The sequence below is a fragment of the Chryseobacterium sp. CP-77 genome (genome assembly GCF_036362765.1).
GTDB lineage: Bacteria > Bacteroidota > Bacteroidia > Flavobacteriales > Weeksellaceae > Chryseobacterium > Chryseobacterium cupriresistens.
Genome location: NZ_CP143637.1, coordinates 3,526,387 through 3,541,674, shown reverse-complemented (window position 1 = coordinate 3,541,674; position 15,288 = coordinate 3,526,387). Strand labels below are relative to the sequence as shown.

The following is a 15,288-nucleotide window of genomic DNA, read 5'->3' as shown; positions in this document are numbered from 1 at the left end:
TTTGTTAAAATTTATGATATCTGATGAGTACAATAGAATTCAACCCTTTGTGGAAAGAAAAATTACTGAACCGTTTCCTTAGCTATGTAAAAATATATTCTACCAGTGATGCAGAAAGTGAAACAACACCTTCTACTGAACGTCAGTGGGATATTGCCAACTATATTACTGAAGAACTGAAGACCATCGGCCTCGAAGATGTTTCTATAGACAGCAACGGCTATATCATGGGATATGTTCCTTCTAATCTGGAAAATGATGACAGACCTACCATAGGGTTTATTTCCCATTATGATACTTCACCGGACTTCAGCGGAGAAAATGTAAGGCCTCAGGTTTGGGAAAACTATGATGGAAATGATCTTCTTTTGAACCAGACAACAGGATTCACTTTATCTCCATCAAGATTTGAAAGCTTAAAAAAATATGTTGGTCAGACCTTAATTACTACGGACGGAAATACACTTCTTGGTGCCGATGATAAAGCCGGCTGTGCAGAAATCGTAACAGCAGCTGAATATCTTATCGCGCATCCTGAAATCAAACATGGAAGAATTGCTATAGGATTTACTCCGGATGAAGAGATTGGAAGAGGAGCGCATAAATTTGATGTTGCTAAATTTGGTGCAGAATGGGCTTACACAATGGATGGCGGAGAAGTTGGAGAACTTGAATATGAAAACTTTAACGCTGCCGGAGCTGTGGTAAAAATCCACGGATTAAGTGTTCACCCCGGTTATGCTTACGGAAAAATGATCAATGCTGCTCTTTTAGCTGCTGAATTTGCTCAAATGCTTCCTGCGAACGAAACACCTGCAACGACAAAAGGTTTTGACGGATTCTACCATTTGATGGACATTACAGCGGATATTTCTGAAGCTAAACTTCAATATATCATCAGGGATCATGATGCAGATAAATTTGAAGCCAGAAAGAAATTCATGGAAGAAAAAGTAGCTGAGTTCAACCAAAAACATGGGGAAGGAACTGCTGAAGTAGAGATTAAAGAGCAGTACAGAAACATGAAGCAGCAGTTTGAAGGTAAAATGCATATTGTAGACCTTGCTGCAAAAGCAATGACTGAAGCAGGCATTGAGCCTAAAATCAAAGCAATCAGAGGAGGTACAGATGGCGCTCAGCTTTCCTACATGGGACTTCCCTGCCCGAATATTTTCGCAGGAGGAATCAACTTCCACGGACCATACGAGTATGTCGCTTTGGAAAGCATGGAAAAAGCAACTGAAGTTATTATTAACATTGTAAAAGCTTAATACATCATGAAAAAGGTCTTAGCATCAGCATTCATTTTCACTTTTATTTTCAGCAGTGCCCAGATTTCTGAATTTCAGAGGGCAGACTCACGCTATGAAAGAAAGAAAACGGCTCTGTATAATAAATATCCTAAGCCTAATGATTTAAGAACCAAGAAAGAATGGCTTTTGACAGAGGATAAAATAACAGCTTACAAGACCGCTTTGGATAAAGCTTCTCTTGAAGATCAGAAAATGATCTCGGCAGACCCTCCTGTAAAAACAAAAGTGAGTAAGGACGCAGAATATGATAAAGGTAGGGCCGCTTTTCAAAAGCTTTTATATGAAGCTGTAGATCTTGACTTTTTGAACTTTTCTTCGGAAACCTACAAAGCAACAATAAGTTTTGTTGTAGATTCCAAAGGGAACGCTCTCAATCCCAATGTAAAAGGAAATAATGAAGATGTAAATGCATTCATCGAAGCCGCTTTTTACCGGATTAAAGATAAAGGCAAGTGGAAACCGGCAGAAGACAAAGGGAAACCCGTCTCTTCAAATGTTTCTGTTCCTTTAACAATGTCCTTTAAAAAATAACATACAGAACCCGCTATCATTATAGCGGGTTTTTTATTTTTCATATAATAAAAACATAATTAAAGATCATTATGTTGTTGATATTAATTTAACACAATTCTTTTGTAAGTTTTAAATAATTCACCTAATTTTGATTAAAACTTAAAATCACTTTATATGAAAATGAAATCCAACCCTTTCAAAATCAACAGAAATTTTTGTTTTTCTTTACTTTTATCTATTTTCTGTTTGTTTCTTTTAACGTCTTGTTCTCAGGATGATCCTGCCGATCTGCCTGCTGAAAAACCTGCAGAGACTGCCCAAATGAAAACGTTGGGAAATCTGACTTTACAGAAGAATGTTATTATTCTGAATGATGAATCAGTGAATGCAATTTCTGCTCATAATAACGGAGAAATTACATTTAGCCGTCCAACTCCACAAACAGATAGCATTTCTGTAGGAACTGTTATTGTCGGGACAAAGATAGAAGGTGATCAGGTGAATACCATTCTTTCAAAAGTAAATTCTGTTTCAAAACTGAATAACCAATTCACCGTACAGACTTCCAGTGCAAAGCTTGAAGAATTTATCTACAGCGGAACCCTGAGCGGCGTATATGATCCGTCAGGCAAAGCTCCCGTTAATATTGATGGAAGAATGGTTAATTATATTCCTGTAGAAGGTATGGTTTCTGAGCAGATCAATCAAAGAATACTTTCTATTGAAGCTAAAAACCTTCAAAATCAGAAATTAATTACATTCAACCGTTATAATTTTAATAAAACCTTTTCGTTTCCTTTAACTTCAGCAGGAACATCCAGTGTTAACGTACAAGGAGGTTTTACACCCAAAATTGATTATAATATCACCTTCTCATGGGGACATTTGTCCAACTTCTATGTTAACCTCATCATGGATGATATCAAACTTAAAAGCTCTGTAAGTATCACAGGAAGCCTGGGCTACACCGCAAGTACCACAGACTACCTGAATATTCCTATTGTTCCTATCGTTTTAGGACCTACAGGATTGATTTTAAGCCCTACTCTTTCTGCAGGTCCTTTCCTGGGAGTACAGGCTACAGGAAAAGTCCAGGCCCAGCTTTTGGATCTTGAAGGGAATGCCAACTTTTTAGTAAGCAAAAATCCAGAGATTAACATTAATCTTCAGAAGAAATCAGAACCAGCCATCACAGTTGCAGAGGGGAATTTATCTGCCGAAGGAGGTTTAGAAGCAAAAGGAGCTGTAGGACTCATGTTCCTTACCATTCCTATTGCTAATTCAGGAGTAAAAGGAAGAGCTTCTGCCCTTTCATCTTTAGGATTAACACTTGTTCCTCAAAGAAAAGGCGTGATTTCTGTGAAAGGTAAAATTCAGGCTGATATGTTCTATGGTTTTGGAATTGCTCCTTTACGATATGAAGGAACTATTCCTCTTTTCAAAAAAGAACGTATGCTTTATCAGAAGGAATTCAGTTTTTAAGACATCTTTACTATTCAACATAAGAAAGTCACTTTTACAGTGGCTTTTCTTTATTAAAGTCCTACATGAAATTCATTTACAGCACATTAAGTCAATTTTATTATATTTACAATCAGTTACAATTGTAAACAATAACATTAAAACCAATTATCATGAAAACAATGAAAAAACTTTTGAGAAAAGATTTATCTGCCATTCTGGGCAGCGGAGGAAATGAGTGCCATATGGGAGGAGATTCCTACAACTGCCAGAGTGACTGTGAGTGTGCATGGGGAAAAGCCTGTGAAATGTATGAAGACGGAACCCCGGGGCAGTGCATCGCTGTTGGCGGAGGCGGAAATCCTGGTGGCGGAGGCACTGGCGGATGCATTCCTCCTTCTATTTGTGAAGAACAGCCTTATTAAACGATAAGAAACCGGAAGTATTACTGCTTCCGGTTTTTTTATTCTAAGTATTTGTATCCAAAGGCATCTTATTATGAAATTTTGTCATTTATCTCAGTAATAATCACAAAAAATACTCTTTATACTCAAAATAATCCCCTAATTATCCTTTTGTTTTTAAATCTAACAGTTTAAAAATCAAAATATTTTTAACAAAAAAAATCCTATATAAGTGAATTGATATCAAATTTGAATTTACTTCAATTTTCTCTCGATTATAATCTTTTACATTAGTATTTTTATTAAAAAATCACACAAATGAAAGTATTAAAATCTATTTTCTCATTAATTACATTCTTTTTTGCGGCCAATCTTGTATCGGCTTCAGGATCAGGAATTACCTGTAACGGAGAAACTTACAAAATTCCTCTTGCAGGAAATGCCTTTATAACCCGCCCGGCAAGTAACGGAACGGAGGAGATTACCGATTACGGACTGACAAACTGGACAAGTTCTCAAGCGGTAGTGAGCACCTATTTTAAGGTAAGCAACAGTGGATTGTTAAACATTAAAGTAATCGCAAAGGTATTCTTTGATAAAAGCAGCACCATTAAGGTTACCGTTAATGGAGTTTCACACAACATTTTTATGAAAGGCACCTCTTTTACTACCTATTCCGCTGGAAGCTTTTATGTACCTGCAGGATATGTAAAAGTAGATCTACAGGGTGTCAGGAAAAACGGGCTCTATTTCGGGCGCGTATCTGATCTGCTGATTGACGGACCTGCAACATCGGGGAATACTATTTTCTGCAACAATCCGGATTATTACTATTGGGCAAGAAGAGGTCCTTCATGTCACTTAGGATACGTTATTCCCACTTCCGAAAACGTTTCTTACTACTACAATGAAGTAACGGTGCCTGTCGGCCAGGATAAGGTGGGATCCTATTTTATGGTGAACGGTTTTGGAGAAGGATATTTTGGAATGCAGGTAAATAGTTCACAGGAAAGACGTATCTTATTTTCAGTATGGAGTCCCTTCGAAACAGACAATCCTGATACGATTCCTGAAGATAAAAAGATAAAACTGAACTGTAAGGGGGATAATGTTACCATTTGGGAATTCGGTAATGAAGGCTCAGGAGGGCAAAGCTATCTGAAATTCCCTTGGAAAGCGGGCCTTACCTATAAATTTCTGCTGAAGGCAAATCCGGATGGAGCAGGCAGTACAGATTACACAGCCTGGTTTTTTGAACCTACAGCCGGAAGCTGGAAACTTATCGCAAGCTGGAAAAGACCTTATACCAATACTTACTTAAAAGGATTTTACAGTTTTGTAGAAAATTTTGAGCCTGAAAATGGGTATCTGGGCAGAAGGGTTGAGTTCGGAAACCAATGGATAAGAACAGCGCAGGGACAATGGATGCCGGTTTCAAAAGCGAATTTTACCGTTGATGCCACTTACACCGCCAATCAGAGAGTGGATGCGTCCGGAGGAACCGTGAATAATAAATTTTTCTTAAGAAACGGAGGATTTACCAATGAATATACTCCGGTAAATACGTTGCTGAGCGTTACTGCACCTGCTCAGGCTCCGAACATTAATCTATCAGCTTTGCCGTACTGCAATAATACCGGCACCATACAACAGCGTTCTGCAGCGGCTCCTGAAAATACAGATCCTGTCAGATTGTTCCCGAATCCTGCTCATAGCTTCATTCAGGTAAAAGGACTGGAAGCTAAGCAGGCTTCATACAGCATCATGAATGTACAGGGTAAAATAATTAAAACTGGACACACAAACGGGGAGGAAATATCAATCTCAGCATTGCTGGATGGTATCTATATACTCAATATATATGATGGTACTACCATCAGAAAAAGTTTAAAGTTTATTAAAAATTAAATGGAAAGCAGGCTCAGTCTTTCCAATCAGAAACAAACACAGATATCACGTATTTAAACAGGTAAACACCTGGTAAGAAAGGCTGCGTTATTAAATAATAAAAACCGGGAGTATGACAACTTCCGGTTTTATTTTTCACCTAAAAACAGATCCTTGTCAAAGCATCTCTGCCATTCATCAAATAAAATTTAATTCCATCCGTCATAGTTGTTGTTTTGCATCAGATTTTTAACAATAATAAAATTATGAAGCAGCAATTTTTCGCTTTAAGTGCATTGCTATTATGCATTTTTTGCAGTATGGAAACTAAAGCACAGCAGGCTCCGGCTTTTCACATTGGAGTAAAGGGAGGGGCAAACTTTACAAAAACCTCCACGGAATCTTCTTTAGAGGGGAAATACGGATTTGGTTATCAGGCAGGTGTAATGACAAGAATGGATATCGGAAAACTGTATGTGCAGGGAGAAGCTCTGTTCAACAAAAGAAAAACATCATACCAATCCCAAGACGGAAGCTCTTCAAAACTTTCATGGAACGCTATTGATATTCCTGTGGTAGTTGGATATAAACTGATTAAAGCAGATGATTTTAATGTGAGAGTATTTGCCGGAGGTGTTTACAGCTATGCTTTCAACAATAAAGTATCTGCGTCTCAAGCCATTCAGGAGGGATTTAAAAAGTTTGACAAATCCAATATTGGCATTACGGGAGGTCTTGGATTAGATTATAAGAACTTCACAGTAGATTTGAGATATGAAACCGGCCTTACAAGCATCAGTAAAGAATTTAAGTCGAAACCTCACAGTTTTTCCCTGGGAATAGGCTATTTCCTGTTCTAAAAAACTTAAATTATCTTTACCATTAGAAACTGTTTTCCCTGCAGTTTCTAATTTTTTTATCAACCTATTTCCCATTCCATGACAAAATCTTTTATTGTAAAAGAATACATATTTACTTTTATTTTCTGGCTTGTATTAGCTATTGTATTGTGGTTTAATTTCCAGAGTACAACAGAAAGTTATCTTGCGATGACCCAGGCTGTGATCATTGCGGCATTCTCGTTTACATTTACTCATTTTTTAACCAATAAACTTCTCCCGAAAGCACTTCGGGAAAAGAAAATGAAACTGTTCCTGGTACAGCTGGTCATGGTGATTTTCATGCTTAGTCTGGTTTTCTCCGTTATATTTACCTACCTTGAAGTGGAACCCAAAGATGAGCTTCCGGACAACTTCAGAGATCATTTACCTTTTTTGTGGAAGGGTTTTTATATGTCCCTGCCTGCCTCTTTTCTGATCAACGGAGCAGCGTGTGGTGTAAAATTTTATAATGAACATGGAAGAATAGAGCGTGATCATATTCTCCTTCAGCAGGCTCATCTGGAAAACCAGCTCAAGCTTCTGCAGGATCAGATCAACCCGCATGTGGTATTTAATATCCTGAATCATATTCATATCCTGATGAAAACGGATACCCAGCTTGCGGATTTTTTACTGATGAAATTTTCGGATATTCTCCGGTACCAGCTGTATCATTGTAATCAGCCACTGGTTCCTTTGGATAAAGAGATGGAGTATCTCCAAAACCTTGTTGAGGTAGAAAAGCTGAGGTGGGGAAATGAGCTGGACGTAAAAGCCCAATGGCAGATCAATAACAGAAAAGCTTCTATTGCTCCGCTACTTTTGGTTCCTTTCATAGAAAATGCATTTAAATACGTTTGCAGGCTTCCGGGACATAAAGGTTATGTGAAAATCTCCTGTCAAGAAAAGAATAACAGTCTGTATTTTTATGTCGAAAATTCCTATTCGGATATGGCAACCTATAAAAAGAAGGACGGAACGGGCGGAATCGGTCTTCAAAATGTAAAAAAACGTTTAAAATTACAATACCCGGACTCTTATGATCTGAACATCGAATCCGATAATCACATCTTTAGAATAACATTAACACTAACATTATCTGACAGTTATGAGCTCTAATATTCCTAAAATGAAATGCCTTATTATTGATGATGAGCCTTTAGCGAGATTCCATCTTAAAGAACTGGCCGGTCAGATTGATTTTTTATCGGTTGAAGGAACATGCGCAACAGCATTGGAAGCCGACGCAAAGGTAAAGGAGAGTGAAATAGACCTTCTTTTCCTTGATATCAATATGCCTTACCTTACAGGCCTTGAATTTCTGGAACAGCTTGAGAATCTTCCTTTATGTATTCTCACTACCGCTTATTCCGAATATGCACTGGAAGGATTTCGGCTGCAGGTGGTAGATTATCTGTTAAAACCCATTGCCTTCAACCGGTTTTATCAGGCGGTTAATAAGGCTCAGCAGCAATTTATCATCAGTGAAAAGCTGAAAAAAAACACTTTGCTGGATGATCCTTTTCTGTATGTAAGACAATCTGATACTTTTATTAAAGTTTCCTGGGTTGATATTTTGTACATTGAAAGTATGCAGAATTATACCAGGCTTCATTTTAAAGATAAATCACTGATTATCCATCAGACGATGAAAGCGATTGAAGAGTCACTTCCTTCGGATCATTTTTTCCGGATTCATAAATCATACCTCATCAATATTACCCATATTGATATGATTTCCGGGGGACGTCTTTTTATTAATAAAATTGAGCTTCCCATCTCCCGGACCCGCAAAGAAGAATTGCTTAATCAGGTGGTTTATAAGAAATTAATCAGTAAGTAACTGAAAGAAGCCGGAAACGGAGAATGTAATAATTTCCGGTTTCCGGCTGTTTTTTTATGGAAGATTCCAGCGTAATGATACTGCAGCGTAAAATGTACTTGAAAATCTGGGATCAGCTATTTTTTTGTCTCTGAAAATGCTGCTGATTTTCCGGTCATTTTCACTAAAGCTTCTCAGTATCGCTGTTCCACCCGTAAGACGTACGGTGAGCCTGTCATTGATTTTTAATTCCGGTCTGAGCCCTGCGGTGATCTGCTGATACCCTAACAACATCGATTTTCCGTTTATACTTCTCTCTGCCGTCATTCCGTTCAGTTCTACAACAGCTTTTAAAGCAAATTTATCCGAGAAAAGATATCCGGCTTCCATTCCTTCCGGGAAGTTGATCTTGAATTTAATCTTTCCGTTGGTTTTCCAGTCGAAATAAATCCACGGTAAAATCATAGGGACCCCAAAAGCAGTGGTAAGCACCGGCCCGGCCCCTAACGAAAGGTTAGGATTAAAATGCCTGATAAATAAAATTCCACCCTGCCCCAGTACATCATCGAAATCTATTTTCTCAAGGTCTGTATACACTCCTACGGATGCCGTCATCATCATACTCCACTTTTTACCTAAAGGCCTCATATGCTGTATTCCGACCTGTGCGCTCAGCATCTGATCCGGAAATAATGCTGTTTCATAATTTTTGTGATTCATCTTTGCATACGATCCGCTCAGCAGCATAGACCATGCTCTTACTTTTCCATCAGTATCTTTTTTTACAGATAAAGGAATGCTTAGATTCAGATCTACTCTTTTAAAATCACTTTTGGAATTGGTCTTTGTACTGTCTTCCGGACGGATGTAATTGGATGCAGGAATGTATTCGGTTTTAAGCTCTGCGGAGAGTCCGGACTGTGCACTTACCCAGTATCCTAATGGCAATATACAGCATAAAGCTGTCGAAAGGGTTCTTTTCATATTTTAAATTTTATGCAAAGAGAACCCTTTGACCATTTTTTACAAAAATTACTTGATTAAGTGCCCGGATTGTATGACAACAGGATCAAATACGAGGATTAATTTCCAGGCTGGGCAACCAATGCTGCAGTCACTTTTTGAGTCTTAAAAATACGATACCCGAACCATACAGCAATCAACGCCATAGCAGAACGCGTTACCACCATTGGAATGATGGAATCTGCTTCTAAAAAGCCCAGCAATGCTGACATTAAAAAGGTAACCATCAGCTGCGTAAAACCAAGTAGTGCAGCAGCTGTACCTCTTCCTTCTTTAAATGGTGACAGGGCATGGGCAGATGTGATGGGAAATAAAATACCAATAGCCAGCAATGACAGGTACAACATTGCAATTTCCAAGGCTACAGAAAGGTTTTCAGCTGCTACCAGAATATGAAGTGTACATACTACCAGTAAAACAATGGTAGCAGCAAACAAAAGGGTGGAATTGCTTATTCTTTTGATCAGTTTGGGTGTAATATAAGCTGCCGTTATCAATGCTAAAGAATTAAAAGCAAAAATAAAGCTGAATGTACTGCTCGAAAATCCATGAATCTCCATGAATAAAAACGGGGCATTGGAAATATAAATAATCAAAGAGGCAAAAGCAATGCTTCCTACCATCGTACTGTTGATAAAATCCCTGTTGGAGATGATCATTTTCAACTGATCTTTTAATCCTTTTTCATCCGGTATCTCATCATCAGAAAGCTTGATTCTGGTATTGGTTTCAGGCACATACTTGTAGACCATGAAAAATGTGATCAGTCCCATGATGCATAAAAAAGCAAAAGAACTGTTCCAGCCCCAGAATTTAAGGAATACACTTCCCAACAGCGGTGCCACAATGGGTGCGATTCCACTGATCTGCGACTGCTGTGAAAAGATGGTGACTGCTTTATGCTTATCATAGAGATCAATGATAATAGCCCTTCCGATCACAATTCCTGCACTTCCCCCGAACGCCTGCAGAAAACGCATGGCCCACAAAACATAAATATCCGATGTAAAATAGATGGCTGTAGCTCCGATAATAAAAAGCAAAAGCCCGCAATACAGCATTGGTTTACGCCCTTTTTTATCAGATAAAGGTCCCCACAAAAGCTGCCCGAAGGCAAATCCGGCAAAGAATACCGAAATAGAGATCTGAATATGCCCGATATCCGTTTTAAAGATTTCGGCCATACTTGGGAAAGCGGGAAGATAAAGATCTATACTTAACGACTCCAGTGTGTTGAGCAGTGCAAGAATAAACACTACAATACTTAAATTCTTCTTCATAAATAACAATAAGCCTTCGCAGGCGATTTTTTCAGCTGCAAAATTGCTGTAAAAAGCATCGTTTTTCAATAAAAGAACTGAAGGAAGTATAGGACAAACTGAAGATTTAAATAGAACAACAAATGAAAAATATTAGTTTTACTCTATTGTTGTGGTAAATATTGAGGATTACCCTTTTTCATTATTCTTAAAATTGTCGGGATTTTGCCCCGTATGTTTCTTGAAAAACCTTGAAAAATATGAAGCATCGTTAAATCCTAGTTTAAAAGCAATTTCCTTCACCGTGAGCGCTCCGAAGCTAAGCTCTCTTTTCGCCTCGAGGACAAGACGCTGAGAAATCATTTTTTTTACAGTCGTTCCTCTCAGATGACGCACAATATCATTAAGATGATGGGTACTTATCTTTAACTGATCGGCATAAAAACCAGTCTCTTTATGCACGATATAATGTTTGTCAATAAGTCCCACCAGCTCCTGAATACGCTGGCGGTCATTCAATAAAGGCTCCTGAGGGATAATCTGCTCCCCGATGATGATACAGAATGCTTTCAGATAAGCCTTTAAAAGCGCTGTTCTTGATGTTGTTGTATACTCCTGCTCCATCAGAGATATGATTGTACTGCAGGTTTTTTCATTTTTTGGATGTAAAAAAAAGGGAATTTCACCTCCGTTAAGTACTGATTCTATATCACATACTTCGTTAAAAATTTCCCTGCTGATTGCCATCGCATACCCTTCCTCTCCTTCCAGCTTCATATTAAAAGCCTGCCCTGGTGCAATGATACAGATTTGATTATTTTCCAGTTTATAGCTTTCAAAATCCAGTTCTAAGCGGCTGTTTTCATACACTTCCCTGAACCAGATGATTTCAAAAAAATTATGCCGGTGAACATCATGAAAATTCTCCGGGCCTGCTGCGCTCAGTGTACTCATCTGAAACTCTTCAGAGGTCAGATGGTGAACGGGAATTTCTTTTTCAGGCGTAATCATTATTATGGTATAAAATAATTAACTGGAAACAAAAACCACAGCAAAAAAAGTGCTGCGGTTCTCTTACAATATTTAAAATTAAATATAATTTTTCAATTTTATTGATATGCTTTTCCAGCCTACCTTTCATTCAGCTGAAAACAAAATAATAAATTAAGCTCCAGATGCTCACAAAAAATAAGACAAAAACGAAAGACTCTTTCAAGTTCTGATTTCGTTTTTTTATGTAATGTTTATATAAAGTAACTATTACAAACGTTATAATTACTAAACATGGTAGTACTGTAAAAGTATACATTTTATTGGTTTAAAAAAGCATCCCATCCCTGAGCAGTAAGGGCTACCAGTTGGTTGGATCCTCTTGCCACCATAAAGTTTCCATCTTCTTTTTCTACGGCATGTCCTATAATGGTAAAATCCGGATGGTTTTTAATTTTATCAAAATCATTTGGTGAAATCGTGAACAGAAGTTCATAGTCTTCACCACCGCTTAAAGCAGTCATTACCGGGTTTAAATTCATTTCATCTGCCGTAGAGATGGTAAGATTATCCAACGGAATTTTTTCCTCATACAATCTGAAACCTACTTTGGATTGGTCTGAAAGGTGAAGGATTTCGGAAGCCAGACCATCTGAAATATCAATCATAGAAGTTGGTTTAATATCCAGTTCTTCCAGGATCTTTTTAACGTCTGTTCTTGCTTCAGGTTTAAGCTGTCTTTCAAGGATATAATCATAGCCTTCCATTTCAGGCTGCATATTGGGGTCAGCAAGGTAAACCGCATGTTCTCTTTCCAGAATCTGTAACCCCATATAGGCTCCACCTAAATCTCCTGTTACAACAAGAAGATCATTTGGTTTTGCACCGCTTCTTTTTACGATGTTTTCTTCATTTTCAATTCCTACAGCAGTAATACTCATCACCAGCCCTGAATTGGAGCTTGTTGTATCACCTCCAACCAGATCAACTTTGTACCTTCCGCAAGCAGCCTGAATTCCTGAATAGATTTCTTCTAAAGCTTCCACCGGAAAACGGTTGGATACCGCAAGGGAAACCAATATCTGTGTAGGTGTCGCATTCATCGCAGCAATATCACTTAGGTTCACGACCACTGCTTTATATCCTAAATGCTTTAAAGGAACATAACCCAGGTTAAAATGAACTCCTTCTGCCAGTACATCTGTTGTAAGAACTACTTTTTTGTTGCCGGGATTAATGACCGCCGCATCATCTCCTACTCCAAGTTCTGAAGATTCATTGGATAACGGAAAATACTCTGTCAAATGTTTAATAAGACCAAATTCTCCTAATTTTGAAATGGGCGTCAGCTCCTGTGATTTATCTTCAAACATGATTTTTTGTATTAATGTCCAATGTAAAAAGTATGAATGATGTAAAAATTGCTTCTCAAACTTTAAACATTAAACCTTGAATTTTAAACTTTGAATTATTGAGTAAGTTCAGCCGGGTCAATATTGTGCGGGTGGAAAGGAAACTTTTTGAAGTCTTCCTTTGATAGTACAACAGTGTCCGGGGTTTTATATTTATTCATTGCTTCCACTACATCATCCGGCGGAGTGGTCATTTTTCTAAGCATCATATCAATCCATACGCCTGTAGCTTCTGCCGTAGCACAGTGCATTCCGTCCGGTGTATAGAATTTGTGTACGAAACGGTAGATGGAAGAATCTTCTGCACATCCGTCTATTTCCACACTTACGATTACCGTCTGATCTGCATAGATCTCTTTGAAGAAAGAATATCTTTCATGCAGGATCACTGGGCCGATTCCCCATCTGCTCAGCTGGGTAACCCCCATTTTCTCTTTAGTCATAAAAGCCATTCTGGCCTGTGCACAATATTGTACATATGATGAATTGGCAAGGTGCTTGTTGGCATCAAGATCGCTCCATCTTACTTCAAATTTATGGTAGAAAATCATATGAAAATCGTTTTTGATATAATTAAAATTATAATCTTCAAAAATACTCAAATAAGATGGTTTATAAAAATTGTACTTTTGAAAAAATAATCTTCCGCATAGGATTACCCATACATGAAACAGATCATTATTATCGGAGGCGGTGCTGCAGGCTTTTTCTGCGCATCTAATCTTGACGAAAAGAAATATACTATTACGATTTTAGAACAGAACTCAGATGTCCTTCAGAAAGTTAAAATTTCCGGAGGCGGACGCTGTAATGTGACGCACGCATGCTTTGATCCAAGAGAATTGGTTCAGTTTTATCCCCGTGGAAATAAAGAATTGCTAAGTGTCTTTACTAAATTTCAGCCTGGCGATACGATGGAATGGTTTGACCAGCGTAACGTTCCTTTAAAAATTGAAAATGATAACAGAACTTTTCCTGAAAGCAACTCTTCCCAGACCATCATCAATACTTTCCTGAATGAAACTCAAAAGAAAAACGTCAAAGTGCAGACAAAATGTACGGTTAAAGAGATTGAAAAACAGAACGAAAAATATATTGTAAAGACCAATTCCGGAGATTTTGAAGCCGATTATATCGTTTACACGACCGGAAGTTCTCCAAAATCATTGAAAATTGTAGAAAATCTGGGTCATAAGATTGTGGATCTTGTTCCTTCGCTTTTCACCTTCAATATTAAAGATGAATTGCTGAAAGATCTTCCGGGAACAAGCTTTGAAAATGCAGGAATTTCTATTCCTAAGCTGAAAACTGAAGAAAGCGGACCTTTGCTTATTACGCATTGGGGGCTTTCCGGGCCTGCTGTTCTGAAAATTTCTGCATGGGAAGCGATAAGCCTGGCAAAGTTGAAATACAACTTTGAAATTGAAGTGAATTTCGTTTCTGTTGAAATAGATGAAGCGGAAGAAATGTTCCAGAATTTCAAGCAAAGCAATCCTAAAAAAACGATCGGGCAAGCTAAGATCTTTGATATTACCAACCGGTTCTGGCAGAAAATTTTAGAGATCTCAAAGGTCGATCTCAACAAACAGGTGGCTAATATTTCCGGAAAAGAAATCCATAGAATACTGGAAAATCTTTGCCAAAAGAAATTTCAGGTAACCGGAAAATCAACATTTAAGGATGAGTTCGTAACGGCCGGAGGCGTTGATTTAAAGGAAATTAACTTCAAAAACATGTCTTCAAAATTACTTCCCAATTTCTATATCGCCGGAGAGGTTTTGAATATAGATGCCGTGACCGGAGGATTCAATTTCCAGGCATGCTGGAGTGAAGGATGGCTGATTGCACAGGATCTCAACAGCTTATAAAAAATTATTACTTTTAATAAAAACTAAATACATGAAAAAAATAGTTGCATTCGTCCTATGTCTGGGATCCGGCCTCGTCTTCTCACAAACGCAGAAAACCAAAACACCACCCACAGAAGATCATTCCAGAGATAAGTTTATTCCTGAACAAAGTAAGCAGGCAGAATATCCCGGAGGACTTTCAGCATTTATGCGTGAGGTATCTCAAAAAATTAATACGAACCGAATAAAAGGAGCCAAAGGAAGAACAAGTTCACAAGCTAGGTTTTCTGTCAATGCTAAAGGTTATATTGAAACGATTATCGTAACCGGAGACAATGAATCCCTTAATCATGAAGTAGAAAGAGTGATGAAATCTATGAAAACCCAATGGAAACCCGGAGAATATAAGGGGAATACTGTAATGATTTGGTTTAATCTTCCTTTCGTTATTAATTTTGAATAATCAGAATGCT

General features: G+C 38.0%; 15 protein-coding genes. 10 read left to right on the top strand and 5 right to left on the bottom strand.

All coding sequences use genetic code 11. The features are described 5' to 3' along the window. Positions 1-23 precede the first annotated feature (23 nt). The 8 genes from pepT to V0410_RS15790 all read left to right on the top strand — a co-directional run bounded on the left by pepT (position 24) and on the right by V0410_RS15790 (position 8,302). A complete protein-coding gene (gene pepT, locus V0410_RS15825) occupies positions 24-1,271 on the top strand; it encodes a peptidase T (protein WP_202842024.1) in 1,248 nt (415 codons plus the stop codon). 6 nt (positions 1,272-1,277) lie between these two features. Continuing rightward, a complete protein-coding gene (locus tag V0410_RS15820) occupies positions 1,278-1,844 on the top strand; it encodes a hypothetical protein (protein ID WP_330744821.1) in 567 nt (188 codons plus the stop codon). A 156-nt stretch (positions 1,845-2,000) separates the two neighbouring features. Continuing rightward, complete coding sequence (locus V0410_RS15815) at positions 2,001-3,308, top strand: hypothetical protein (protein WP_330744820.1); 1,308 nt, start codon at positions 2,001-2,003, stop codon at positions 3,306-3,308. Positions 3,309-3,460: 152 nt separating this feature from the next. Further along, positions 3,461-3,712, top strand: coding sequence for a hypothetical protein (locus tag V0410_RS15810; RefSeq protein ID WP_041461961.1), 252 nt, complete (start codon positions 3,461-3,463; stop codon positions 3,710-3,712). Positions 3,713-4,009: 297 nt separating this feature from the next. Next, positions 4,010-5,599, top strand: a complete 1,590-nt coding sequence (locus V0410_RS15805; RefSeq protein WP_330744819.1) for a DUF3472 domain-containing protein — start codon at positions 4,010-4,012, stop codon at positions 5,597-5,599. A gap of 299 nt (positions 5,600-5,898) precedes the next feature. Continuing rightward, positions 5,899-6,438, top strand: a complete 540-nt coding sequence (locus V0410_RS15800) for a porin family protein (RefSeq protein WP_330744818.1) — start codon at positions 5,899-5,901, stop codon at positions 6,436-6,438. A gap of 78 nt (positions 6,439-6,516) precedes the next feature. Then, on the top strand, positions 6,517-7,578 hold the full coding sequence (locus V0410_RS15795) for a sensor histidine kinase (RefSeq protein ID WP_330744817.1): 1,062 nt from the start codon (positions 6,517-6,519) through the stop codon (positions 7,576-7,578). Beyond that, a complete protein-coding gene (locus V0410_RS15790) occupies positions 7,568-8,302 on the top strand; it encodes a LytR/AlgR family response regulator transcription factor (RefSeq protein WP_330744816.1) in 735 nt (244 codons plus the stop codon). The genes V0410_RS15795 and V0410_RS15790 overlap by 11 nt, the downstream gene beginning before the upstream one ends. 54 nt (positions 8,303-8,356) lie before the next feature. Here V0410_RS15790 and V0410_RS15785 read toward each other — a convergent pair whose 3' ends face one another. The 5 genes from V0410_RS15785 to V0410_RS15765 form a co-directional block, all read right to left on the bottom strand. Next, positions 8,357-9,265 (bottom strand): DUF6268 family outer membrane beta-barrel protein, encoded by a 909-nt coding sequence (locus tag V0410_RS15785; RefSeq protein WP_330744815.1) that lies wholly within the window; start codon positions 9,263-9,265, stop codon positions 8,357-8,359. A gap of 98 nt (positions 9,266-9,363) precedes the next feature. After that, the gene (locus tag V0410_RS15780) at positions 9,364-10,584 is read right to left on the bottom strand and encodes a multidrug effflux MFS transporter (protein ID WP_330744814.1); all 1,221 of its coding nucleotides are present in this window, start codon (positions 10,582-10,584) and stop codon (positions 9,364-9,366) included. A gap of 168 nt (positions 10,585-10,752) precedes the next feature. Continuing rightward, the gene (locus tag V0410_RS15775; RefSeq protein ID WP_330744813.1) at positions 10,753-11,574 is read right to left on the bottom strand and encodes a helix-turn-helix domain-containing protein; all 822 of its coding nucleotides are present in this window, start codon (positions 11,572-11,574) and stop codon (positions 10,753-10,755) included. 299 nt (positions 11,575-11,873) lie between these two features. After that, positions 11,874-12,926, bottom strand: coding sequence for a thiamine-phosphate kinase (gene thiL, locus V0410_RS15770; protein WP_330744812.1), 1,053 nt, complete (start codon positions 12,924-12,926; stop codon positions 11,874-11,876). Positions 12,927-13,021: 95 nt separating this feature from the next. Beyond that, entirely contained in the window at positions 13,022-13,516 is a 495-nt protein-coding gene (locus tag V0410_RS15765; protein ID WP_202842041.1) for an acyl-CoA thioesterase, read from the bottom strand. Positions 13,517-13,630: 114 nt separating this feature from the next. On the opposite strand from V0410_RS15765, the gene V0410_RS15760 reads away from it, so the two are divergent. Both V0410_RS15760 and V0410_RS15755 read left to right on the top strand, forming a co-directional pair. After that, positions 13,631-14,833: an NAD(P)/FAD-dependent oxidoreductase gene (locus V0410_RS15760; protein ID WP_330744811.1), complete on the top strand. Its 1,203-nt coding sequence runs from the start codon at positions 13,631-13,633 to the stop codon at positions 14,831-14,833. Positions 14,834-14,864: 31 nt separating this feature from the next. Next, entirely contained in the window at positions 14,865-15,278 is a 414-nt protein-coding gene (locus tag V0410_RS15755) for a hypothetical protein (RefSeq protein WP_330744810.1), read from the top strand. Positions 15,279-15,288 lie beyond the last annotated feature (10 nt).